Origin of the sequence: Lysinibacillus sp. 54212, assembly GCF_036662795.1 — a bacterium.
Taxonomy (GTDB): domain Bacteria; phylum Bacillota; class Bacilli; order Bacillales_A; family Planococcaceae; genus Lysinibacillus_B.
In genome coordinates this window covers 164,016-187,084 of record NZ_JBAFWZ010000002.1, presented here as the reverse complement: position 1 = coordinate 187,084, position 23,069 = coordinate 164,016, and the positions used below count along the sequence as shown (strand labels likewise).

25 protein-coding genes are annotated in these 23,069 nt (G+C 38.7%); 8 read left to right on the top strand and 17 right to left on the bottom strand.

Going from position 1 to position 23,069, the window contains the following annotated elements:
* Positions 1-389: 389 nt before the first annotated feature.
* A complete protein-coding gene (locus V4T18_RS02700) occupies positions 390-1,283 on the bottom strand; it encodes a nucleotidyltransferase-like protein (RefSeq protein WP_332646280.1) in 894 nt (297 codons plus the stop codon).
* A gap of 143 nt (positions 1,284-1,426) precedes the next feature.
* Between V4T18_RS02700 and V4T18_RS02695 the strand changes: the two genes are divergently transcribed.
* Positions 1,427-1,774, top strand: coding sequence for a YgzB family protein (locus tag V4T18_RS02695; protein ID WP_332646278.1), 348 nt, complete (start codon positions 1,427-1,429; stop codon positions 1,772-1,774).
* 95 nt (positions 1,775-1,869) lie between these two features.
* On the opposite strand, the gene perR is transcribed toward V4T18_RS02695, so the two are convergent.
* The 3 genes from perR to bcp all read right to left on the bottom strand — a co-directional run bounded on the left by perR (position 1,870) and on the right by bcp (position 3,916).
* A complete protein-coding gene (perR, locus tag V4T18_RS02690) occupies positions 1,870-2,316 on the bottom strand; it encodes a peroxide-responsive transcriptional repressor PerR (RefSeq protein ID WP_332646274.1) in 447 nt (148 codons plus the stop codon).
* A gap of 190 nt (positions 2,317-2,506) precedes the next feature.
* Positions 2,507-3,451: an NAD(P)-dependent oxidoreductase gene (locus V4T18_RS02685; RefSeq protein WP_332646272.1), complete on the bottom strand. Its 945-nt coding sequence runs from the start codon at positions 3,449-3,451 to the stop codon at positions 2,507-2,509.
* Positions 3,452-3,916 (bottom strand): thioredoxin-dependent thiol peroxidase, encoded by a 465-nt coding sequence (gene bcp, locus V4T18_RS02680; RefSeq protein ID WP_332646269.1) that lies wholly within the window; start codon positions 3,914-3,916, stop codon positions 3,452-3,454.
* A 124-nt stretch (positions 3,917-4,040) separates the two neighbouring features.
* Between bcp and V4T18_RS02675 the strand changes: the two genes are divergently transcribed.
* Both V4T18_RS02675 and V4T18_RS02670 read left to right on the top strand, forming a co-directional pair.
* The gene (locus V4T18_RS02675; protein WP_332646267.1) at positions 4,041-5,327 is read left to right on the top strand and encodes a glutamate-1-semialdehyde 2,1-aminomutase; all 1,287 of its coding nucleotides are present in this window, start codon (positions 4,041-4,043) and stop codon (positions 5,325-5,327) included.
* A gap of 61 nt (positions 5,328-5,388) precedes the next feature.
* Positions 5,389-6,480, top strand: coding sequence for an aromatic acid exporter family protein (locus V4T18_RS02670; protein ID WP_332646265.1), 1,092 nt, complete (start codon positions 5,389-5,391; stop codon positions 6,478-6,480).
* 45 nt (positions 6,481-6,525) lie between these two features.
* Here V4T18_RS02670 and nikC read toward each other — a convergent pair whose 3' ends face one another.
* From nikC to mutY, 9 genes are all read right to left on the bottom strand, one after another.
* A complete protein-coding gene (gene nikC / locus V4T18_RS02665) occupies positions 6,526-7,419 on the bottom strand; it encodes a nickel transporter permease (RefSeq protein ID WP_332646263.1) in 894 nt (297 codons plus the stop codon).
* Between the two features lie 12 nt (positions 7,420-7,431).
* Positions 7,432-8,436 carry an ABC transporter permease gene (locus V4T18_RS02660; RefSeq protein ID WP_332646261.1) on the bottom strand — a complete coding sequence of 335 codons (1,005 nt, stop codon included), beginning with the start codon at positions 8,434-8,436 and terminating at the stop codon, positions 7,432-7,434.
* A gap of 244 nt (positions 8,437-8,680) precedes the next feature.
* A complete protein-coding gene (locus tag V4T18_RS02655) occupies positions 8,681-10,288 on the bottom strand; it encodes an ABC transporter substrate-binding protein (protein WP_332646260.1) in 1,608 nt (535 codons plus the stop codon).
* A gap of 39 nt (positions 10,289-10,327) precedes the next feature.
* Entirely contained in the window at positions 10,328-11,302 is a 975-nt protein-coding gene (locus tag V4T18_RS02650; protein WP_332646258.1) for an ABC transporter ATP-binding protein, read from the bottom strand.
* Entirely contained in the window at positions 11,277-12,293 is a 1,017-nt protein-coding gene (locus tag V4T18_RS02645) for an ABC transporter ATP-binding protein (protein ID WP_332646256.1), read from the bottom strand. Before V4T18_RS02645 ends, V4T18_RS02650 begins: the two co-directional genes overlap by 26 nt.
* 193 nt (positions 12,294-12,486) lie before the next feature.
* The gene (locus V4T18_RS02640; protein WP_332646254.1) at positions 12,487-14,232 is read right to left on the bottom strand and encodes an ABC transporter ATP-binding protein; all 1,746 of its coding nucleotides are present in this window, start codon (positions 14,230-14,232) and stop codon (positions 12,487-12,489) included.
* Positions 14,233-14,413: 181 nt separating this feature from the next.
* Complete coding sequence (ntdP, locus tag V4T18_RS02635) at positions 14,414-14,962, bottom strand: nucleoside tri-diphosphate phosphatase (protein WP_332646251.1); 549 nt, start codon at positions 14,960-14,962, stop codon at positions 14,414-14,416.
* A gap of 228 nt (positions 14,963-15,190) precedes the next feature.
* Positions 15,191-15,403 carry a hypothetical protein gene (locus V4T18_RS02630; protein ID WP_332646249.1) on the bottom strand — a complete coding sequence of 71 codons (213 nt, stop codon included), beginning with the start codon at positions 15,401-15,403 and terminating at the stop codon, positions 15,191-15,193.
* A 55-nt stretch (positions 15,404-15,458) separates the two neighbouring features.
* A complete protein-coding gene (mutY, locus tag V4T18_RS02625; RefSeq protein WP_332646246.1) occupies positions 15,459-16,499 on the bottom strand; it encodes an A/G-specific adenine glycosylase in 1,041 nt (346 codons plus the stop codon).
* Between the two features lie 131 nt (positions 16,500-16,630).
* On the opposite strand from mutY, the gene V4T18_RS02620 reads away from it, so the two are divergent.
* Positions 16,631-17,620 carry a metal-dependent hydrolase gene (locus tag V4T18_RS02620; RefSeq protein ID WP_332646244.1) on the top strand — a complete coding sequence of 330 codons (990 nt, stop codon included), beginning with the start codon at positions 16,631-16,633 and terminating at the stop codon, positions 17,618-17,620.
* Positions 17,621-17,665: 45 nt separating this feature from the next.
* Here the strand turns inward: V4T18_RS02620 and V4T18_RS02615 are convergent, their stop codons facing one another.
* The 3 genes from V4T18_RS02615 to recX are packed head-to-tail and all read right to left on the bottom strand — an operon-like array spanning position 17,666 to position 19,068.
* Positions 17,666-17,935, bottom strand: a complete 270-nt coding sequence (locus V4T18_RS02615; RefSeq protein WP_332646242.1) for a YfhJ family protein — start codon at positions 17,933-17,935, stop codon at positions 17,666-17,668.
* A gap of 1 nt (position 17,936) precedes the next feature.
* Positions 17,937-18,266 (bottom strand): YfhH family protein, encoded by a 330-nt coding sequence (locus tag V4T18_RS02610; protein ID WP_332646239.1) that lies wholly within the window; start codon positions 18,264-18,266, stop codon positions 17,937-17,939.
* Entirely contained in the window at positions 18,256-19,068 is an 813-nt protein-coding gene (gene recX, locus V4T18_RS02605) for a recombination regulator RecX (RefSeq protein WP_332646237.1), read from the bottom strand. The genes V4T18_RS02610 and recX overlap by 11 nt, the downstream gene beginning before the upstream one ends.
* 96 nt (positions 19,069-19,164) lie before the next feature.
* Here recX and V4T18_RS02600 point away from each other — a divergent pair, with 96 nt between their 5' ends.
* From V4T18_RS02600 to V4T18_RS02585, 4 genes are all read left to right on the top strand, one after another.
* Positions 19,165-20,064: a TIGR01777 family oxidoreductase gene (locus tag V4T18_RS02600; protein WP_332646235.1), complete on the top strand. Its 900-nt coding sequence runs from the start codon at positions 19,165-19,167 to the stop codon at positions 20,062-20,064.
* Positions 20,065-20,106: 42 nt separating this feature from the next.
* On the top strand, positions 20,107-20,889 hold the full coding sequence (locus V4T18_RS02595) for a polysaccharide deacetylase family protein (protein WP_332646232.1): 783 nt from the start codon (positions 20,107-20,109) through the stop codon (positions 20,887-20,889).
* Positions 20,890-20,957: 68 nt separating this feature from the next.
* Positions 20,958-22,334 carry a 23S rRNA (uracil(1939)-C(5))-methyltransferase RlmD gene (gene rlmD / locus V4T18_RS02590; protein ID WP_332646229.1) on the top strand — a complete coding sequence of 459 codons (1,377 nt, stop codon included), beginning with the start codon at positions 20,958-20,960 and terminating at the stop codon, positions 22,332-22,334.
* 106 nt (positions 22,335-22,440) lie between these two features.
* Positions 22,441-22,833, top strand: coding sequence for a hypothetical protein (locus V4T18_RS02585; protein WP_332646228.1), 393 nt, complete (start codon positions 22,441-22,443; stop codon positions 22,831-22,833).
* A 57-nt stretch (positions 22,834-22,890) separates the two neighbouring features.
* Here the strand turns inward: V4T18_RS02585 and V4T18_RS02580 are convergent, their stop codons facing one another.
* Positions 22,891-23,049: a hypothetical protein gene (locus V4T18_RS02580; protein WP_332646225.1), complete on the bottom strand. Its 159-nt coding sequence runs from the start codon at positions 23,047-23,049 to the stop codon at positions 22,891-22,893.
* Positions 23,050-23,069: the final 20 nt, after the last annotated feature.

Sequence of the window (23,069 nt, the reverse complement as noted above, 5' to 3'; positions counted from 1 at the left end):
CTCCATAAAAGAAATTTGATTAGCTCAAATTGTTTGTATCTGTCGCTTGCGCTTCCGATACACAAAAACATTTGCTGGCATCAATTTTGATGTCCAAAATTTTTGTTTCATGGTTTAATATGAAACTTTATTGTTAACGTTTTGCTTGTTCAGTTTTCAAGGTTCATTTTGTTTGCCGTTTCAAGCGACTTCTCTAATTTAACATCTCACATTTTGTTTGTCAACAACCTTTTTTAGAAAAGTTGTTTTGTATTAAAAATGTTATAAGTTGTTTGGTTAAAGCGTCACGTCTTAGCGACATTTAATATATTACAATATGTTCTTTATAAAAGTCAACACTTTATTCAAAAAAATATTCGAGGCCTCAATCCTATGCCTCGAATACAATTTCACAAGCCATATTCGCTTTCAACAAACGCTTTATCTATGCGATATTGTCGATGGAATACTGATTCATTTTTCGCAATAACCGGTTCCACGATTATATAATCTTTATCTATTAAATGCTCCATAAATACTTCTAAATCCGTCGAATAGTAACTTAGTTCATCATGCGAATGTAAATCTTGAATAGTCCAAATCTCTTGGGTTAACATAACTTCTAAAATATGCTGCGCCCCGTCATGTGTCCTTGAGTTAATTAAAAACTCACTTGCTAAAAACAATAACTCTAAACGCTTTTCTAAACTTTCATTACTCATTACAAGCTCTTCATATAGTTTATATATAGCCGGATCGATTTTTTTTACCTGCGACCAGACAGTTACCTCTGGATATAGACCACTATCTATTACAGCAAGTCGACCTAAATGATGGAGCGAATCAACAACATGGTTATAAGCATCTAAATAATCCCCGCGTTCAAAAAATTCCTTCCCCTCTAAATAACGTCTAATAAGTTTACTATATTGAATACCTGTTTTAATCTTCCTTCCATAGAACGGAAACTCCTGAAGCTCTGAGCGAAGTTTATATAGAAACTCATTTCGATCAAATAAAGCTTTGCCAAAGAAAATCCAATCTACTAATCGTCTATTCGATCCAATAAATAACCATTTACGAAGTCGCTTTTCAGTTACGATATGCATAACCATCTTAGAATTCCCATACATATAATGCTTCGTGAAAATTGGTTGCTCGCCTTCTTTTACAATAATCAATAGAACATAATCAAAGGTATCGGTTACATTCATTGCATCGTCACGCTTACTAACTAATATTACACCTAACGTATCGGGATGACTTGCCCGCTCCTGGTAAATTGGACGTAAAATCTGTTCCATAAAAGTACCCCCTATCAAAATCACACTATATGTTATACGTCTTTTTTTTCGACATGCTATAGAAGAAATCCTCTTAAAAGAATATAATACTAAAATAAATTCAATCTATGGTATAGTAATCATTAGATTGGGAGGCAAAGAACATGAAAAAATATAGTAATAAAATAAATAAAATCCGTTCATTTGCGTTATCACTTATCTTTATCGGATTTTTTGTTATGTATGGCGCTATCTTCTTCCGTGAAAATCAAATTTTAGTATTAATTTTTATGACAGTGGGACTGCTTTGTATTATCGGTAGTACAGTTGTCTACGGTTGGATTGGTCTACTATCTACTCGGGCTGTTCAGGTCGTTTGTCCAAGCTGCAATAAACACACAAAGGTACTTGGAAGAGTAGACATGTGTATGTATTGTAATGAACCACTTACTTTAGACTCTACATTAGAAGGTAAAGAATTCGATCAAAACTATAATAGTAAGAAACAATAATAGCTGGCATGTGCCGGCTTTTTTCAATAGGTATTATTTTACGCTTCATTCTACAAAAAGAAAGCCTAGTAGCATGAGCAACTAGGCTAGTATTGTTATAATACTTTTTGGTTTCGACCTTCTACACAGTCTGGACATGTTCCATATACTTCTAAACGATGTGAGTTAACTTCGAATCCTGTTACATGTGATGCAAACTGCTCTACTTCGTTAAGCCCCGGATAATGAAAGTCTACAATTTTGCCACAGCATTCACAAATCATGTGATAGTGATCGTTCGTTACAAAATCAAAACGACTAGCTGCGTCGCCATAAGTTAATTCCTTTACTAAGCCTACTTCGCGAAATACACGTAAATTATTATATACGGTAGCTACACTCATATTAGGGAATTTACCTTCCAGCGCTTTATAAATATCATCTGCCGTTGGATGATTCATTGAATGAATTAAATATTCCAAAATAGCATGACGCTGCGGAGTAATCCTTACACCAGTAGTCTTTAACGTGTCCAGCGCATCCTTCAAATGCATTTCAGACATCGCCATGCACCTCTCTTATACATAATTATTAATTTATAATTGTTACAAATAGTGTAACTAATTTGTCCACAGGTTGTCAACATTTCCTTATTAAACGCACGAATGTATGAAGCCATTTCGACTAAATAGAATATTTAATTCTCAATTACAGTTTCTCAAATGATAATACACACTTTTTCACTTTACAAAGTTAATATCCTCTCAGCAAATTCATTTCGTTTTCTAATTTCCGTTCTCCATTTAACCATTTCTTTAGGCTTGGTCTAAAAATGTCTAAGCTACGTTCAACATATTTTGAGGAGTGACTCGAAAAATGGGGTGAGAGTGTCACATTGCTCAATTTCCAAAGCGGGCTATCCTCTGGAAGTGGCTCTACTTCATAAACGTCTAAGACAGCATGGGCAATTAATCCATCCTGTAATACATCAACTATTACTTCCGTTTGTACTAGATCTCCGCGACCGAAATTCATAAAAATAGCCGAATCTTTCATAACCTCAAAATGTTTACGGGATAATAAATGCTTTGTTTCTTCTGTACTTGGTAGCATTGAGATAACAATATCCGCTTTTGGTAGTACGTCCATTAAATTTGGTATACGATGCGTTTCATTCATAAAAGGTACAACCTCGCCACTTCGGTTACATCCAATAGTGTAAACATCAAATGCTTGTAAGATACGGCCGATTTCAGCACCAATTGCACCAGGTCCTAAAATTACCGCTGTACTTCCGTTTAATTCTGAAAGACGCGCTTTTTTGTTCCATTCACCTTTTTTTTGCATCTCATAGATAAACGGAAGAGCACGTTTAATAGATAAAATATGAGCTAAAATCGATTCCGTCATTGGCTTTTTATGAATGCCGCGCACATTTGAAACATAAATCCCACGTTCCGCAATCGCACGAGCCGGCATTTTCTCTACACCTGCTGAAGCAACGAAAATCCATTGTACGTTTTTCGCAATGACAATTTTCTCATCATCTAAATCTTCACCATATGTAACTAATATATCTGCCTTTGCTAATTCCTCATCACGTAGAGCTTTATCGAAAATAAAATCAACCGATGGGAATTCAGCTACTAATGGTGCTTGTAAATCTTCCCTTGGTTCAAACGTAAAATATACTCTCATTTATTTCGCTCCTTTTAAATAAGATAAAACATCCTCGATATGATTTTTCACTCGAACTTTGCGCCATTCTTTTACAACGATGCCGGCTTCATTTATTAAAAACGTAGAACGTTCAATACCCATGTATTCACGTCCGTACATTTTCTTTAGTACCCATACACCATATTTTTCTGCAACCTCATGATCCTCATCTACTAATAACGAAAACGGCAGCTCATGCTTTTCAATAAATTTTGTATGCTTTTTCTCATCATCCATGCTAACGCCTAAAATAACTGCATTTAAATCTGAAAAATCTGTGTAAGCATCTCTAAAATCACATGCTTGCGTCGTACATCCTGGTGTCATGTCTTTTGGATAAAAATAGAGCACTACATTCTTCCCTTTGAAGTCTGCTAAACTTACACTCTCTCCATTTTCATTCGGTAATGTAAACTGTGGTGCTAACTCGTTTTGTAAAGTCATATTGTAAAACCCTCCCCATCTTTTCTCTATCGTACCGAAGTCTCGTTAGTCTTTCAATTTCTTTGGCACTAAAGGGAAAATCAGTCTACAATAGAGTGTACAAAGTTCGTTTGGAGGCAAAACAATGAATCATTCAAAATCTGAAGCAATTTATAAAGAAGCATGTGAACATATTGTAGGCGGTGTCAATAGCCCATCGCGGTCATATAAAGCTGTTGGAGGCGGTGCACCAGTAGTTATGGCGCGCGGTGAAGGTGCATATTTTTATGATGTTGACGGCAATCGATACATCGATTACTTAGCTGCGTACGGACCGATTGTTACAGGGCATGGGCATCCTCATATTGCAAAGGCCATTACTCATGCAGCACAGACAGGTGTATTATTCGGGACACCTACTGAGCATGAGGTGAAATTCGCGAAAATGCTAAAGGATGCAATTCCTACTCTAGATAAAGTCCGCTTTAACAACTCCGGTACAGAAGCTGTTATGACAACAGTTCGAATTGCTCGCGCTTATACAGGACGCAATAAAATTATTAAATTCGCAGGCTGCTATCACGGACACTTTGATCAAGTACTTGTAGCAGCAGGCTCTGGGCCAGCAACACTAGGCACACCGGATTCAGCAGGGGTCCCCCAATCTGTGGCAACAGAAGTGATTACGGTGCCGTTTAATAATAAAGAAGAATTCACGTTAGCGATGGAACGTTGGGGAGATCAAGCAGCTGGTATTTTAATCGAACCAATCGTCGGTAACTTCGGTATTGTAGAACCGAAGCCTGGCTTTTTAGAGCATGTTCACGCACTTGCTAAACAGTACGGCGCATTAACGATTCACGATGAAGTCATTACGGCATTCCGTTTCCATTACGGGGCGGCACATACAATGCTCGGCTTAACGCCTGACTTAGTAGCAATGGGGAAAGTAATCGGTGGTGGCTTGCCGATTGGCGCTTACGGTGGTCGTAAGGAAGTGATGGAAACAGTTGCTCCACTTGGTCCCGCCTATCAAGCAGGAACAATGGCAGGAAACCCAGCGTCTATGTTAGCTGGTATTGCTTGTTTGGAAGTATTACAGCAGCCTGGTATTTATGATGAAATGGATCGCCTTGGTGCTATGCTTGAAAAAGGTATTTTAGAGGCTGCCGAGAAGCATAATGTAACCATTACAGTTAATCGCTTAAAAGGCGCACTGACAATTTACTTTACTGATGAAACCGTAGAAAACTATGATCAAGCTGAAAATTCAAATGGCGAAATTTTTGGTCGCTTCTTTAAATTAATGCTAGCAAAGGGCATTAATCTAGCTCCTTCAAAATACGAGGCTTGGTTCTTAACGACTGAGCACAAGGAACAAGATATTATCGAAACAATCGATGCAGTTCATTATGCATTCTCACAGTTGTAGGCCTAATAGTAGGAGTGTTTCGGTAATGTAATTTTTATTGAAAGAGAGGACTTAATTTTCTATGAAATTAGGTGCCCGTGTTTTTAAAACTGGTGTTGCTATTGTTTTCGCGCTATTTCTTGCTGAATTACTGCATCTACCTTCACCTGTATTTGCTGGAATTGCTGCTATTTTCGCTATTCAGCCATCTATTTATCGTTCATATTTAACGATTTTAGAGCAAGTACAGGGTAATTTAATCGGAGCTGTCGTGGCGGTAATTTTTGGCTTATTATTCGGCCATCATATAGTAGCGATTGGAATTGCCGCTATTATTGTAATTGGGCTTATGATTAAATTTAAATTGGAGAAATCCGTAACACTTGCACTTGTTACAGTCGTTGCAATCATGGAAGTTCAAGGTGATGAATTTTTAATGTTTGGACTAATCCGTTTTGCTACTGTGATGGTCGGAGTTTTTGCAGCATTTGTAGTAAATCTGGTGTTTATACCTCCGCGTTATGAGGTTAAGTTATTTACAACGATTAACTCGTTGCAAGATGACATTATTCGTTGGACTCGTCTTGCTGTTCGTCAGGCAAGTGAGCATACTTCAACAAAGATGGCATTAACAAAGCTGAACAATCGAATAGCAGACGTGGATATTCTATATAGTTTTTATAAGGAAGAACGTAGCTATTTTAGAAATCGAAAATATGTTAAGGCACGAAAACTTGTTGTCTATCGTCAAATGATTGTTACATCGAAAAAAAGCCTAGAGCTATTAAACCGCCTTCATAAGCATGAAAATGAACTTGGCAATTTACCAGATCAGTTCCGTTTAATGATTCAAGAGCGTTTAGATTTCTTACTCACTTATCATGAGCAGCTCCTACTAAAGTATACAGGGAAGCTAAAACCCGAGCATTCGCAGTGGTCACAGCATGATGAGTATTTACAACGTAATGAAGTGATGGAAATTTTCATTAAACAAATTGCCTTAGCACAAGAGCTAGAAGATGAAGAAGAGTTTTCAAGCTATCACTTGCTCTATATTTTATCGCGTATTTTAGATTATGAGGAAAATCTAGAGCATTTAGATACGCTTATCGTGTCCTACCGTAGCTACCATAGTAAGGAAAAAAACGAAGACTTAGAAGAAGAATTTTATTAAAACGAAAAGACACATCTCGACCAAAGCAGATCGAGATGTGTCTCTTTAATTTTTCATTTTCGGGTCAAGCGCGTCTCGCAAGCCATCCCCCATTAAATTAAAGCCAATAACCGTCAACATAATAGCTAGTCCCGGAAAAATCATAGCCCATGGCGCATTCAGTAGGAAAATACGAGAATCAGCAAGCATTCTTCCCCATTCCGGCTGACTAGGTTCAGCGCCTAACCCTAAAAACCCTAGTGCAGCTGCTTCAATAATAGCAGTAGCGATGGCTAATGTACCTTGAACAATAATAGGTGTCATTGCGTTCGGTAAAATATGTCGCCATAAGATCCGTGTGTTTTTCATCCCAATCGCCTTTGCAGCGTGAATATATTCTTCTTCTTTAATTGTTAATACACGAGAACGGATAAGCCGTCCGAAATTCGGTACATTAATAATGGCAATAGCAATGAGTGCATTTTGCAGAGAAGGGCCTAATACCGATACAATCGCAATTGCTAGTAGAATACTCGGAAAGGCAAGCATAATATCAAATAGACGAGAAATAATCGTATCAACCCATCTCCCGTAGTAGCCAGCAATAATACCTAAGAAGGTACCTACAGTAGCTGACAGAGCAACAGCCGCAAAACCTACTGTTAATGAAATTTTAGCTCCGTGTAAAATACGTGAAAAAATATCACGCCCTAAATCATCCGTTCCAAACCAATGCTCACTCGACGGAGCTAATAACCGTTGTGTAAGCTGTTGTTCATTATCTCCGTAAGGGGCGATAAAAGGACCTAGAATGGCTAGTGCAATAAAGAATACAACGATTGCCGTTCCAACAAGGGCAGATTTACTTTTTTTAAAGCTTCGCCATGCTGTTTTCCATGGACCGATAGCACGCTCTCCATCGCTCACCTCAGGTATAGCCTTAGAAACGATTTCAGACATATGCTCACCCCCCTAGTTGTATTTAATCCTTGTATCAATGGCTGTATATAATATATCAACAATTAAATTAATCATAACGAATAAGAACGCAATAATTAAAATGCCAGATTGAACAACAGGATAATCTCGGAATCCGATTGCTTCATAAATATACCGGCCAATACCCGGCCAACTAAAAATTGTTTCCGTTAAAATAGCCCCACCTAAAAGCAGTCCAGTTTGTAAGCCAATAACCGTCAAAATAGGGATAAGTGCATTTTTTAGAGCATGCTTATAAATAACAACGAACATTTTCTGTCCTTTTGCACGTGCAGTTCGTACAAAGTCAGAGCGCATCACTTCTAGCATGGATGCACGTGTAATCCGAGCAATAATGGCTGTCGGTATTGTTGCAAGCGCCACTCCTGGTAGTATCAAATGCTTTATGACAACTAGGAATTGATCAAAGCGACCTTGCAATAATGTATCCACTAAATATAAATGTGTAATGGCAGCAATCGGATCACGTACTTCCTCTCTTCCCGAAGTCGGTAGCCATCCTAAATTAATACTAAAAATCCATTGTTCCATTAATCCAAGCCAGAAAATCGGCATGGAAACACCTATCAGTGCCACTATCATCGCAATATAATCGAACCATGAATTTTGAAACCATGCCGAAATAATACCCGCATTCATCCCTACAATAATAGCGATTATCATTGCAAAAAGAGCAAGCTCAATTGTTGCAGCTAAATGTGGCCACACTTCGGTAAGAATAGGCTGCTTTGTACGTAATGAATCCCCTAAATCTCCCGTCACAATTCCTTTTAAATAATCGACATATTGAATGTACCAAGGATTATTTAGACCGAGTGATTCACGTAGCGCTGCAATTGCATCAGCTGTTGCCTGCTGACCTAAAATAACTTGAGCTGGGTCTCCTGGAATCGCTCGGATAATTAAAAAGACAACAAACGTCATACCAAGCAAAACGGGAATTAAATGCAGTAGCCGTTTGCCTATGTAGTGCAGCATTTCCTTCACCTCTCCCTCTGAACTTTAGAAAAACACATCTCGCTGTAGCGTAGGCGAGATAGTGTTTCCTCTTATGCACATATTCATATTTTCATTCGCTTAATTACTAAGAAAAGCGCAAGCACTGGAGAGCCCGAAGCGACCTCAAGCAGCTAGGTGCTAGAGCTAGACACTGCTAAATCCCCAAAAATTCACACTTTCCTCTACTGTGAGAAAAGGGAGGCATTGTATCCTCCCTTATCACCTATTCCATTGTTACGTTTAGTAAACGATCAGAGCCCGTTGGATGTGGTAGGAACCCTTTTACACCAGCTTTTGCAGCAAGTAATGGTGTTGAGTGTGCTAGTGGTACCCACGGCGCTTCCTCGTGAATAATCTCTTGCGCTTGCTTGTAAAGGTCATTACGTACTGCCTCATCTATTTCTGATTGTGCAGCAATTAATAAATCGTGCACTTTATCGTTTGAGTAATATGCATAGTTATTGCTACCGATATTATCTTTATCAAGTAATGTGTAGATGAAGTTGTCTGCATCCCCGTTATCACCTGTCCAGCCTAGCATGAATGCGTCTGCTTCACCATTTTTCGTTTTCTCTAAATACGTTGCCCACTCAAATGTAACGATTTTAGATGGAATCCCTACATCCTCTAAGTTTTTCTGAATTACTTGTGCAACTTTCGCTCCGTCAGGCATATATGGGCGTGGCACAGGCATTGCCCATAACTCAATTTCAGAGCCATCATAGCCAGCCTCTTTTAATAATTCCTTTGCCTTTTCAGGATTGTATTCATACCCTTTCACTTCATCGTTATAGCCACTAATCGATGGAGGCATTGGATTTACTGCCGGTTGTGCACGCCCCTCAAAGAATGCATCTACAATACCTTGCTTGTCGATCGCGTGGTTAACAGCTTGACGAACTAACACATTGTCAAATGGCGGACGTGTATTTGTTAAGCCTAAATAACCAATATTCATTGATGGACGCTCGATTAATTTAAGTGCAGAATTTGCTTCAATCCCTTTTCCATCTGATGGATTAATTCCGTCTGCTAAATCGATATCACCTGCTGTTAAAGCATTTAAACGAGCAGAGTTATCAGGAATAGAACGGAAAATTACTTTATCTAGCTTTGGTAAACCTTCTTGCCAATAGTCTTCAAATTTTTCGATCGTAATCGAATCGTTTCGCTTCCATTCTGTAAATTTGAACGGACCTGTTCCTACTGGATTATCACCAAATTTATCCCCTGTTTTTTCAAATTCAGTTGGTGAAGCAATGCCAAACGGACTCATCGCTAAATTTTTCAAGAATGGCGCCTGTGGACGAGATAGTTTAAAGATGACCGTATAATCATCCTCTGCTACTACCTCCGTAATAATATCCTCACCTTCAGCCTTAAACATAGAATTAAAGTAGTAGAAAGCATCTTCTGTTCCTGCTTTCCAGCGATCTACATTTTTCACTACTGCCTCAGCATTAAAATCTGTTCCATCGTGGAATTTAACAACTTCCTGGAGCTTGAACGTATACGTTAAGCCATCCTCACTAATTTCCCAGCTTTTAGCCAAACTAGGGTGGATTGTTGTATCTTCATCTCCAAAGTTTAAAAGCGTTTCAAACACATTTTGTGTCACTTTAAATGACTCGCCATCTGTAACGATAGCCGGATCAAGTGAAACAGAATCTGCACCTCGACCAAATACTAAAATTTGCGGTTTTGATGATTCTTTATCGCTATCATCATTTCCTTCCGCACCTTCATCTGTTGAATCAGAATTACAAGCTGCTAGTATAACTGAAAAAACTAATAGTAAGAAAAAGCCTAGAAGCCATTGCTTTTTTCTCAATTGAAACCCCTCCTTTTATTGTATCTATTATCATTAACACTACGCTTCACTATATAAGTGACACGCAACAGAATGACCTTGCTTAACTTCCATGAATACCGGGACTGTCGTTTTACAAATATCTGTCGCAAATGGACAGCGTGTATGAAATGTGCAGCCGTTCGGTGGATTCGATGGACTTGGTATATCACCTTGCAGTATTATTTGCTCACGGAGATAGACGGGATCAGGAACCGGTACAGCTGAAAGTAAAGCCTGCGTGTACGGATGAAGAGGCTCCTCATAAAGTGTTTCACTACCTGCTAGCTCTACCATTCTTCCGAGATACATTACGCCAACTCGATCACTAATATGTCGAACGACACCTAAATCATGGGCAATAAAGATATAGGTTAGTTTTAGATCTTGTTGAAGCCTTTGCATTAAATTCAACACCTGGGCTTGAATCGAAACGTCTAGTGCCGAAACAGGCTCATCTGCAATAATTAGCTTCGGATTTGTCATCAGCGCTCGTGCAATTCCAATACGCTGTCGCTGCCCACCACTAAACTGATGAGGATATCGTTTTGCATGATACGCACTTAAGCCCACTATTTCCAAATATTCTTGAACCTTTTGCTTCCGTTCCTCGGCTGTACCTATCCCATGTACGATTAATGGCTCCTCTAGAATCTTTTGGACTGTATGCCTCGGATTTAGTGAAGCGTATGGGTCCTGAAACACCATTTGAATATCTCGTCTTGCTTTTCGCATTTGCTTTGAGGATAGCGTTGTTAATTCCACATCGTTAAAAGTCACTTTGCCACTCGTTGCCTCATGCAGTTGCATAATGACCCGCCCTGTTGTTGATTTTCCGCAGCCAGATTCCCCAACAATGCCGAGTGTCTCTCCTTCGTATACTTCAAATGAAATATCATCAACTGCCTTGACATCGCTTTTTTTTCTAGAGAATATTCCAGAACGAATAGGAAAATATTTTTTTAAGTTTTCAACTTTGAGTAGCACTTTCGACAAGGACTTCCCCTCCTGTTCCCTCTAGCAAAAAGCATCGAGCCTCATGCTTTATTGATGCTGCATACAAACCAGGGTTTTCCGTCATACAGCGCTCATGTGCAAATTCGCAGCGCGGCGCAAAACGACAACCGACCTTAATGGAGCCGGGCCTCGGTACATTGCCTGGAATTGAATATAAGCTGCCCTTTTTAAAGCGCATATCAGGAACGGATTGAATAAGTCCCTTTGTATAGGGATGCTGTGGATTTTTAAAAATTTCCTCCACAGGTGCCTGTTCTACGATTTGACCTGCATACATAACAATGACACGCTCACACGTTTCTGCAACGACTCCTAAATCATGTGTAATAAGTAGAATCGCTGTCCCAAGTCTCTTATTTAAATCCTTCATAAGCTTTAGTATTTGGGCTTGAATCGTTACATCAAGGGCTGTTGTCGGCTCATCTGCAATTAAAATCCTTGGATCACACAGAAGTGCCATCGCAATCATGACACGCTGTCTCATACCTCCCGATAGCTGATGTGGATATTCCTTCATTAACTCCTCTGCTCGAGGCAGCCCTACAAGCTTCATTATTTCAATTGCTTTTTTGATGGCTTCTTTTTTTGACAGTTTTTTGTTATGAATTGAAATTGCTTCAATAAGTTGATTCCCTATAGTAAACAGTGGATTCAATGACGTCATCGGCTCCTGAAAAATCATTGCTACATCGTTACCACGAATCCTTCGCATCTCTCGTTCTGAAAGCTTCGTTAAATCCTTTCCTTCTAATAAAATTTCGCCGGATGTAATTTTTCCAGGTGGATCTGGAACAAGTCCCATAATAGATAGTGATGTTACACTCTTTCCACAACCGGATTCACCTACAATGGCTAAAATCTCCCCTTCGTGTATCGAAAAGCTAATATGGTCAACCGCTGAAATGTTGCCATCATCTGTAAAGAAAGTCGTCTCCAAGTCTTTTACTTCAAGAATGTTTTTTCGTTGCATCCCGACGCCTCCCCTGTAATGTGAAAGAAAAATAAATTTGAAATATACTAATCTAATCTCTTAATCTCTATTTTTTTACTTCTGATAGATTTATATATGCACGCCTTCTTAAATATATTAAAAAGTTTTCAAATTAATTACTTCGATGTAAATAGAAAAAAACGAAACCCGATTTGTCGGATTTCGTTTTTTATTAGTCTAATTTTTGTACTTGAAACAAATTAAAGTAAACGCCTTGTTGTTTCATTAAGGTTTCATGATTCCCAGACTCTACAAGCTCACCATGATCAATGACGAAAATTTTATCGGCGTGTGTAACTGTTGATAATCGGTGGGCAATGACGATTGTTGTTCTGTCATGAGCTAAGCGTTCTAACGAATCTTGAATTAACGCTTCACTTTCCAAATCCAGTGCAGATGTCGCTTCATCTAATACAAGGATTGGTGGATCTTTTAGAAATACGCGTGCAATCGCAACACGTTGCTTTTGCCCACCTGACAGTTTGACACCGCGCTCTCCAACCTTTGTATCATAGCCATCAGGCAACCCCATAATGAACTCATGTGCATTTGCAGCCTTAGCAGCAGCAATGACTTCTTCATCCGTAGCATCTGGCTTGCCCATTAGTATATTTTGCTTAACCGAGTCGCTAAATAATATATTGTCCTGTAAGACGATCCCAATTTGAGATCGTAAAGATTTCAGGTTTACATCTTTAATATTTAAATCATCTATTTTTACAGCTCCGTCAGTCGCATCATAAAAGCGTGGAATAAGACTAACAATTGTTGATTTGCCGCCACCACTCATACCTACAAATGCCGCTGTTTCACCAGGATTGATCGTAAAATCCACATTATTTAGTACTGTTTTCCCCTCCTGCTCATAGCGGAAGAAAACCTGTTCAAACGAAACTTTTCCTTTTACGTTTGTCAGCTCTATTGCATGTTCTTTATTTTGGACATCATACTTTTCATCCATTAATTCAAACATTCGGTCCATCGAGGCAATTGACTGCGTTAAAGTAGTCGATGAGCTCACTAATCGACGAAGAGGTCCATACAGCCTTTCAATATAAGCGATAAAAGCTACCATCACACCTAACGTCAAATCACCTTGAATTACTTGATAGCCTGCATAACCAATAACAAGGAGTGGGGCCACATCCGTGATTGTGTTTACAACGGCAAAGGATTTTGCATTCCATTTCGAATGATGGAGTGCTTTATTTAAAAATTCTCCATTGGTTTCATCGAAAATTTGTTGCTCATGCTTCTCAAGTGTAAAGCTTTTAATAATACTCATACCTGTAACACGTTCATGCAAATAGCTTTGCACACCTGCTAAAGCTTGTGAACGTTGACGTGTCAAACTACGTAAGCGGCCAAAGAAATACTTCACGCTAAATGCATAGAACGGGAATGCAATTAAAGAAACAAGAGTGAGCTTCACATTCATCGTTAGCATAATAGAGATGGCAATTAGTATCGTTGCTAGATCTAGCCATAAGTTCATAAGCCCAATCATAACAAAGTTTTTCGTTTGCTCTACATCGTTTATTACACGCGAAATCACTTCACCGGCTCGTGTATTGGCATAATATTTCAAGCTAAGTCTTTGCAAGTGGCCGTATAATTCTTTTCGAATATCAAATAAAATTTTATTGCTTAAATGCTGTGCAAAGTACTGGCGATAATATTCAATTGGTGGACGTATTATAAAAAATACAATCACTGTCCCTCCAAGCCAGGACATCAGCTGCCTCGTCATTTCCTCTGATGTTAATACTTCGGAGCCGATAATATCATCAATAACAATTTGAATTAATACAGGAATAAAAAGCGGTATTGCAAATTTTAAAATCCCAATAATTATTGTTAGTATCAACATCCATGTATAAGGTTTTACGAAGCGCATATATCTTTTTACGCTGTCCATTCTTTCCTACACTTCCTTTATTTCTTCTCTCTATGTTTGATAACGAGACTAACTATACTATTATTTTCGCTTTTATGTTAGAAAAATACTTCATAAAACAAGCTAAAGAATTTTATAAAGGAAAAGATCATTTTTCGTAAAAGAGAAGAGTCGCCCAACTGGACGACCCCTTCATAGTAAATTATTGTTGTTCTTCTTGAATTTCACGGTAAAGCTCATAACGATTCGTCCATACCTCAATAAAGTCTGGTGCAAATGGACCTCTGCGTTGCCGAATCCAACTAATTAATTTAGCTAAATTACGTTTTAAAATTTTATCAATTACTTCTGGGTAAGCCATTTCCTTACTATGCTGCTCATATTCATCTTCATCTAATAATGTGTAGGACATATCCGGAAATACCTTAACATCTAAATCATAATCAATATATTTTAATGCATTATTATCGTATACAAACGGCGAACTCATATTGCAATAATAATACACTCCATCCTCACGAAGCATACATATTATATTGAACCAATGCTCAGCATGAAAGTAACAAATTGAAGGTTCACGCGTAAGCCATGTACGACCATCCGACTCTGTGACAAGCGTTTTTTCATTTGCACCAATGACAATATTTTTTGTCCCTTTTAAAACCATCGTTTCTTGCCAGACACGGTGGATACTACCATTGTGCTTATAGCTATGTATTTGTATCGTTTCGCCTTCTACTGGTAATGCCATATTAAGCCCACCTTTTCGTCTAAGCTATCATTCATAGCAGTCTCCTACTTATTATAGCAATGGATGATAGAAAGGTGTAGGTCGAAAAACATAAATTTCATAATACGGGGTAAAAGTAAGAGATTATTTCCTCAAATTACAAACTATTGCTATTTTTATAGTAGCCGGCTTAGCAATTGCTAAGCCGACCGTTGTAGGAAATTCATTTGCGTAGAGCAACGCCCTAGCTTAAAACTTATTATTTTGCTTGTTACGTTTAGCTAATTGCATATTAGTTTGATTTTGCTGTTGATTCGCTTTTTGACTTTGCTTTTGCATTTCTTGGAAATCCTGCTCAGCACCAAACTCCTCGAACTGCTGCTCGTTGTTTTGGTTTTTGCGCTTTTGAGCCTCTTGTTTGTTTTGGGACTGATCTTTCTGTTCGTTGCGATTTCGCTTCATAATGAATTCACCTCCACGCTCATTATTGTGCGCAGAGAATGATTCAATTATTCATCTATTTTATTTCATCCCATATTTTCAGCATTGGTACAGGCATCGGTAAACGGGCAATCTGCTCCTTCGAAAAAAAGCCATCATCATCAATAGTTTGAACTTCCATTAACTCTGCCTCAATATGCCACGTTAAATGAGAAAACACATGCTTAAAGGAAATAATAGGACCATATTCTTTTGTAATTGTTACGTTATACTGATTCGAAAATTGCTCCAGCGGCTTAGCATCTTTTTTTAGTTCAATCATTGGAAACTGCCACATACCAGCTAATAAACCTTGGGCTGAACGCTTTTCTAATAGGTAGTGTCCGTTTTTATTTCGGGCAATAAACACTTTATAAACAAGGTTCTTCATTTTCACCTTTTTCGTTTTAATAGGTAGCTGGGCTGCATCTCCCTCTTCAAATGCACGGCAATAATCCCTTACAGGACAAAGCAGGCATTTTGGTGATGTTGGTGTACAAATTAAAGCCCCTAGCTCCATTAAACCTTGATTAAATGAGGATGCATTGTTAGGGTCAATAAGTTCGGTCACCGCCTCCTCAAAAACCTTTTTCGTTTTTGGTAAAGCAATATCTTCCTTAATAAGCAGTACTCGACTAAGAACACGCATGACGTTTCCATCCACAGCATGCTCTGGTTTGCCATATGCAATGCTTAAAATTGCTCCAGCTGTATACGGTCCTACTCCCTTTAATTTAGAAATATCTACACGATTATTAGGCACAGTTCCATTATATGTTTCCACTACTTCACGAACACCCGCTTGTAAATTACGTACACGCGAATAGTACCCAAGGCCTTCCCACATTTTTAATAATTCTTCTTCTGGTGCGTAAGCTAAGCTTTCGGCAGTTGGAAATTTGTCCATAAATCGAACGTAATATGGAATCACTGTATCAACCCTTGTTTGCTGTAGCATTACTTCAGAAACCCAGATTTGATAAGGATCTTTTGTATGACGCCATGGCAAATCCCTTTTTTCTCTTTGGAACCATTGGACTAAAGCATGGCGAAATTGTTCTTTAAATTCGTATTCCACAATATTCTCCTCTAATTTCGATTTTATTTTGTTTAAATAGGGTATATTATATTAATGAGGGTAAATGTTAATTTTTCCCGCAGGACTAGCTATTCGTATATTGGGTTTCAATGTACAAGGAGTTGATTATTTTGGATTCAGGTACACATTTAGTTATGGGAATTGCTATAGGCGGTTTAGCTTTAGCAGATCCCGTTGTAGCAGAAAATTCAGCTATGTTTACTGCTGTTTTGGCAGGTACGATTCTTGGTCAACAAGCACCCGATATCGATACAGTTTTAAAGCTGCGCAACAATGCAGTATATATACGACATCACCGGGGGATTACACACTCGATTCCTGCTGTATTATTATGGCCAATAGCAATTACCGCTATTTTATCGCTAATTTTTACAGACGCCAATCTATTACACTTATGGCTTTGGACACAGCTAGCAGTATTCCTGCATGTTTTAGTTGATATTTTCAATGCATACGGAACTCAAGCGGTCAGACCCTTTTCTAAAAAATGGGTAGCCCTTGGTGTTATTAACACTTTTGATCCATACATTTTCGGTTTACACTGCATCGGTATTTTACTATGGGCATTCGGTGCAAATCCAGTATGGACATTCGGTATCATGTATTTTATTATTACATGCTATTATATACTGCGTTTTGCTGTTCAAAAGGCGGTTAAAACTGCAGTGCATAACACTATTCAAGACGAGGAATTTGTCATTGTTGCTCCGACGATGCGCTTTTTTTACTGGCGTGTTGCAGCAGCATCCAAAACACATTACTATGTTGGAAGAGTTTATCGTCGATCAGTTAATATTTACGACAAGTTCGAGATTATTCCATTGCCTAGAACACCTTTAATTGACGCTGCAATGCAGGATAAAAATTTACAATCCTTTATTTCCTTCTCGCCTATTTATCGTTGGGAAATCTCGGAGTTAGAAAATGGATTAACCGAAGTTCGATTAATCGATTTACGCTATCGTAGCAATGATCGTTATCCATTTGTTGCAGTTGCACATGTGGATGATGATTTAAACATTGTTACGTCTTATACTGGATGGATTTTCACAGAGGATAAATTACAAAAAAAATTACAAATTGGTTCAAGTGATTTATAAAGCAAAGGCTAATGTCGAGGAACTCCCTACAACATTAGCCTTTGTTTATTGCAACGTATCGTCACTATCATTTAAAAGATGAGCATATTTCGGATTTTTAGCTGCAAATAAATGCAGCTTGTCACCATAGCTCGTAATTAGCTGACGAACTAGGTTTTCGGTAAATTCAGCACCACGGATAGCATAACCAGCCTTTGCAGAGGTTGCTTCATAATCACTCCATAGGAGCTCTATCCAAACACGGGCACGTGAAGCTGACATTGCTGGATTCTTATCTAACAGCTCTTGAGTTAATTTTGCAATATTGGCTTCCATATTATTTCCCTGCCTTCATTGGTGCTAAGATTGATACAGGAAGTGCCTCCTCAAAGCGCTCACTGCCTAAGCGGTAGCCCCATGCAAATCGCCCCTTTAAGCGATCCACCTTAAAAAACTCACCTGGCGCACCATCAATTCGGTACATCTCTCCAGGAATAATCGTATCTAAGTCCACTAAATATGCTGCTGCCATTAACGCCCGTCGCTCGTAAACTGCATATTCATTTACAATTCCTAGTTGCTCCGCTTTCCGTGCCTTTTCCTTTAACATAGCAATTTCATCACGTAATTCCTGCTCTGTCATTGCCCCATAATTTTTATCCATCATAATCTTCAATTTCCTTCCTTTCAATAAAACGATTAATAACCTCTATAGGAAAGCCCTTTTGATATAGAGCTTGTTTCACTTTCATGTTGCGCTCACTACCGGATAACTTCGCTGCAAATTTACGCCAAATCTTCTCGCCCTGCTGCTCAATCATCCCTTCCCACTCATCATCCTCACGCTCAAGGCTTATCTTTTCTAATACCTCACCTACAACAGTAAATGAATAGCCTTTTCGCATTAGCACATCTTGAATTTTTTGCTTCACCTGGGTAGGCGTTTTTTTCGAGCCCGCTCTTACTTCTTTTTCAGCAAGTCCCATTGCGATTTCAATTTGCTCCTCATGGGAAAAGGAACCTAATACTTCATCCTGTAAGCCTTTATCAATACCCTTTTTTATTAAATCCTGGCGAATGGCACGTGGACCCTTCTTTGCCGTTTTCTTTTTCGTTTCGAGGAGTGCCTTTGAATACGTCGCGTCATTTAAAAAGCCAAGTGATTCTAATTTGCGTACCGCTTCTAGCACTACTGCTTCGCCGTGCCCAGCAAGAAGTAGCTTCTTCTTTACCTCATGCTCACTACGCATTTGGAAGCTTAAAAAAGAAAGCGCCTTATTAAATGCTTTTGCAATCTCGTCTTCATATGTAATTTCATCAATATCGAATCTCTCGAGTGCTTTACCTTTCGTTAAACCAAACTTAATAAGCGTGCCTTCATCAACTGCAAATGCATACTCATCATTTAAGTAAATATTATAACGCTCTGCATTATTTTTTTGACGACCGATTTTCGTAATGACCTGCATTATCTCACGCTCCTTCCTCCTAGTATACATGTTTTTGTCAGACGTTTCACGAATGATATAATACGAATAAGAATGGATATTAGTGGAGGTGTTTTTTTGAAAATCGCGATCTCTGGTGGTACTGGATTTGTTGGAAAAAGATTAGTGGAAAAATTAAAAAGACTTGGAGCAACCGTTTTTGTCTTGACTCGTGGCACTGAAAAGACTGTAGATGGAGTTCAGTATATAACATGGATGAACGGTAAACATACAATACCCGAGCTAGAAGGAATCGATGCATTTATTAATTTGGCCGGTGTGTCTTTAAATGAAGGTCGATGGACAGTTGCTCGAAAAAACGATATTTTTAAGAGTAGAATGGATACAACGAATGAAGTACTGCGTATCTTTGATTCTTTATCAGCTCGTCCAAAGGTTTATATTAATGCTAGTGCGATCGGAATTTATCCTACATCCACAACAGCAATCTATACAGAACAGTCTGTTGAAGTAGCAAATGACTTTTTAGGAAGGACCGTTTCCGACTGGGAACAAAAAGCTCTTCAGGCTGAGCAATTGGGCATACGTACATGCCTTGCTCGCTTTGGTGTAATTTTAGGAAGGGATTCTGGTGCGTTACCACTAATTGCATTACCCTATAAGCTTTTCGTTGGTGGTACAGTTGGCTCTGGTGAACAGTGGCTATCTTGGATTCATGTAGATGATGTTTGTGAAGCCATATTACACTTAGTAAATACCCCTGAATTATATGGACCGATTAACTTTACTTCACCAAATGCCAAACGAATGAAGCAATTTGGGAAAATTGTAGGGAATGCACTTCATCGCCCACATTGGTTGCCGGTTCCTAGCCTTGCCTTAAAGCTCGCACTTGGCGAAAAAAGTCAGCTCGTATTAGAAGGACAATATGTAGTACCAGAAAAGTTACTTTCATCCGGCTTTCAATTTAAGTTTTCATCGCTTGAGGATGCAATTATTGACTTGTATAAAGGATAACGAACTGCACAATCTACCTATAAAAAGGAGGTTGTGCTTTTCATGTGGAAACAAATTATCGGAATTTTTGTAGCCGCTTTACTGATGATTTTTTCAGTTGTGTCCTTCGCATTAGCCGAGGAGCTACATTGGGGCTTTAAAAAGACCTCGAACGAACAGCCGGTCGAAATGGGTGCTCAAACTGATGCAATGCTTGAAAAATATGGTGCTGCTTATAAAGGGAATAGTGACAAAAAAGTACTGTATTTAACATTTGATAATGGTTACGAAAACGGCTTTACAGAAAGCATATTAGATACACTCAAAAAGGAAAAGGCCCCTGCTACCTTCTTCTTAACAGGTCATTATGTGACAAGTGCTCCAGATTTAGTGGAGCGAATGGTTAAGGATGGTCATATTATCGGTAACCATTCCGATAAGCACCCAAATATGGCAAAACTGTCAGAACAAGAAATGTTAAAGGAATGGGAAAGCTTTGATAAAAAGCTTCATGATCTCACAGGAATTAAGCGTACTTATTATGCCCGACCACCTGAAGGAATATATAATGAGGCGCTAATTGCTGCAGGTCAAAAATATAAATATCGCCATATGTTTTGGTCCATCGCCTTCAAGGACTGGGAAAAGGATGTACGTCGTGGTGGAGATTACGCCTACAATGAGCTAATGAAGCAAATTCACCCGGGAGCCATTATTTTAATGCATACCGTTGCAGAGGATAACGCCGAGGCACTACCTAAATTTATAAAGGATGCAAAAGCAAAGGGCTATACTTTCTCCTCACTAGATGATTTGGTGAAGGAAATGGATAGCGCGAAGCAATAACAGGCTCTCTTCCCTTTCAATGTTCTGTCCGTTATAATGATGGGATGAACTTAAAGGACGTGAAAGAAATGAATCAATCGACGATGAGAATTGGTCAAAAGTTTCCATTAACAATCAAACGACTCGGCATTAATGGAGAAGGTGTCGGCTTCTACAAACGGAATGTTGTTTTCGTTAAAGGAGCTATACCTGGTGAAGAAATAACAGTTAAGGTAACAAAGCTTCAGCGCAATTTTGCTGAAGCTGAAATCTTAACGATTCGAAAGCCTAGCGAATTTCGTCAAGAAGCGCCTTGTGCTGTTTATGAGGAGTGTGGCGGTTGCCAGCTACAGCATATGACATATGAGGCTCAGTTAATCAACAAGCGTGATATTGTCATCCAGGCTTTAGAAAAGTATGCACGAAATATTGCTGAAAATACTGATATTAAGCAAACTATTGGTATGGACAATCCGTGGCACTATCGTAATAAAAGTCAATTCCAGGTACGCAAGGAAGGAAAGCGTGTTTATGCAGGACTTTTTGCAGAGGGCTCGAATCAGCTGCTAAATATTAATGATTGTTCTGTACAGCACCCAGTCACTTCAAAAATTACGGTAGGTACACGTAAAATTTTGCAAAAGCTGAATATACCAATTTATGATGGCAAAACATTAAATGGTTTAGTCCGTACAATCGTTGTTCGTACAGGTGTTAAAACTGGCGAAACGCAAGTGTGCTTAGTGACAACACGAAATGAATTACCACATAAGGAAGAACTAATCCAGCGAATCAAAAAGTTAGATCCATCTATTGTTTCGATTACACAAAATATTAATCGTGAAAAAACATCATTAATTTTTGGAGATGAAACGATTGTCTTGGATGGGAAGGAAACTATTCACGAAAAACTAGGTGAGCTAGCATTTGACCTTTCTTCTCGTGCCTTTTTCCAACTAAACCCGGAGCAAACCGTTCATTTATATAATGAAATAAAAAAAGCAGCCGCGCTAACTGGGAAAGAAACAGTTGTTGATGCATACTGCGGCGTTGGCACAATTGGACTTTGGCTAGCAAAGGATGCCAAAGAAGTACGTGGCATGGACGTCGTACCTGAAAGCATACAGGATGCAAAAATGAATGCTCGTAATCATGGCTTTAAGCATGTACGTTATTCTACAGGTACAGCTGAGGACTGGCTTGCTCGCTGGCGACGTGAAGGCTTCACACCTGATGTAATAACAGTCGATCCACCAAGAACAGGCTTAGCTCAAAGCTTTATTAAATCCGTCTTAAAGATTCAACCAAAGCGTATCGTTTACACTTCCTGTAACCCTTCAACATTGGCAAAGGATTTAGCGGAGCTATCAAAGCTATATGATGTGAAATATATCCAGCCTGTCGATATGTTCCCTCAAACGGCACATGTGGAGTGTGTAGCGCTTTTAATTCTACAAGGCAAATAGAATTCGAGAGGCATTTACGCCTCTCTTTTTTATGTGCCGTTTTCGAGCAAGCTACGAGCAATTATTATAGAATGAAGAGGATTGACTCAATAGGAGATGACTTATAATGAATAAAAAGATGATAACAATAATTGCATTGGCAGCCATACTAACTGCTTGTACTAGTAATCAATCAAATACTGACATTGATACTGAAAAACAACAGCCAATAGAACAGAACCAAATTGTTCAACACAATAACGAACAGGCAAAAGAAAGCTCTAATCAATGGGCTTCATTACCTGAATATAACACGATTATTCAGCACGTTGATGTAGAGGACTATTCTTTTAAGATCGTGACGGATAACGAAAGTAAACGCATTCTTACCCTTCAGAATGAGGACGGTAAACCTCAATTCAAATCAATATTTATTAAAAGGACAAATCGTCTTAAGATTATTGATTTAGAAGATGAAGGACAAATTTATAATGATGTCTTAAATGAATCCATTTCATAATATATTTTCATCAACGATTATGAACATTACATTTCCATTGTTTTGCGACATGCGAACTCATTTCCGCGGGCAAGCTGCGAGCTCCTTCCTTTGTTGCTGACGCTTCGCTTTCGCAACAAAACGTACTTTCGCTACGTTCAATTCTGGATCTCGGTTGCTTGATTTCCCCGCCGGAAGCTTTGCACCTGCCGCTTCACTTCCGGTGCAGAAAAGCATTACTCTGTAGCGAAAGACAA

Bases quoted from the DNA above. Each gene is read 5' to 3' on its own strand.
- V4T18_RS02630 (WP_332646249.1), bottom strand. From the start codon at position 15,403: ATGAAGCGAAATCGCAACGAACAGAAAGATCAGTCCCAAAACAAACAA.
- V4T18_RS02595 (WP_332646232.1), top strand. From the start codon at position 20,107: ATGTGGAAACAAATTATCGGAATTTTTGTAGCCGCTTTACTGATGATT.
- V4T18_RS02585 (WP_332646228.1), top strand. From the start codon at position 22,441: ATGAATAAAAAGATGATAACAATAATTGCATTGGCAGCCATACTAACT.
- V4T18_RS02695 (WP_332646278.1), top strand. From the start codon at position 1,427: ATGAAAAAATATAGTAATAAAATAAATAAAATCCGTTCATTTGCGTTA.
- perR (WP_332646274.1), bottom strand. From the start codon at position 2,316: ATGTCTGAAATGCATTTGAAGGATGCGCTGGACACGTTAAAGACTACT.
- nikC (WP_332646263.1), bottom strand. From the start codon at position 7,419: ATGTCTGAAATCGTTTCTAAGGCTATACCTGAGGTGAGCGATGGAGAG.
- V4T18_RS02700 (WP_332646280.1), bottom strand. From the start codon at position 1,283: ATGGAACAGATTTTACGTCCAATTTACCAGGAGCGGGCAAGTCATCCC.
- V4T18_RS02640 (WP_332646254.1), bottom strand. From the start codon at position 14,232: ATGGACAGCGTAAAAAGATATATGCGCTTCGTAAAACCTTATACATGG.
- rlmD (WP_332646229.1), top strand. From the start codon at position 20,958: ATGAATCAATCGACGATGAGAATTGGTCAAAAGTTTCCATTAACAATC.
- V4T18_RS02685 (WP_332646272.1), bottom strand. From the start codon at position 3,451: ATGAGAGTATATTTTACGTTTGAACCAAGGGAAGATTTACAAGCACCA.
- ntdP (WP_332646251.1), bottom strand. From the start codon at position 14,962: ATGGCATTACCAGTAGAAGGCGAAACGATACAAATACATAGCTATAAG.
- V4T18_RS02610 (WP_332646239.1), bottom strand. From the start codon at position 18,266: ATGATGGATAAAAATTATGGGGCAATGACAGAGCAGGAATTACGTGAT.
- V4T18_RS02670 (WP_332646265.1), top strand. From the start codon at position 5,389: ATGAAATTAGGTGCCCGTGTTTTTAAAACTGGTGTTGCTATTGTTTTC.
- V4T18_RS02645 (WP_332646256.1), bottom strand. From the start codon at position 12,293: ATGCAACGAAAAAACATTCTTGAAGTAAAAGACTTGGAGACGACTTTC.
- bcp (WP_332646269.1), bottom strand. From the start codon at position 3,916: ATGACTTTACAAAACGAGTTAGCACCACAGTTTACATTACCGAATGAA.
- recX (WP_332646237.1), bottom strand. From the start codon at position 19,068: ATGCAGGTCATTACGAAAATCGGTCGTCAAAAAAATAATGCAGAGCGT.
- V4T18_RS02675 (WP_332646267.1), top strand. From the start codon at position 4,041: ATGAATCATTCAAAATCTGAAGCAATTTATAAAGAAGCATGTGAACAT.
- V4T18_RS02580 (WP_332646225.1), bottom strand. From the start codon at position 23,049: ATGCTTTTCTGCACCGGAAGTGAAGCGGCAGGTGCAAAGCTTCCGGCG.
- V4T18_RS02660 (WP_332646261.1), bottom strand. From the start codon at position 8,436: ATGCTGCACTACATAGGCAAACGGCTACTGCATTTAATTCCCGTTTTG.
- V4T18_RS02615 (WP_332646242.1), bottom strand. From the start codon at position 17,935: ATGGAAGCCAATATTGCAAAATTAACTCAAGAGCTGTTAGATAAGAAT.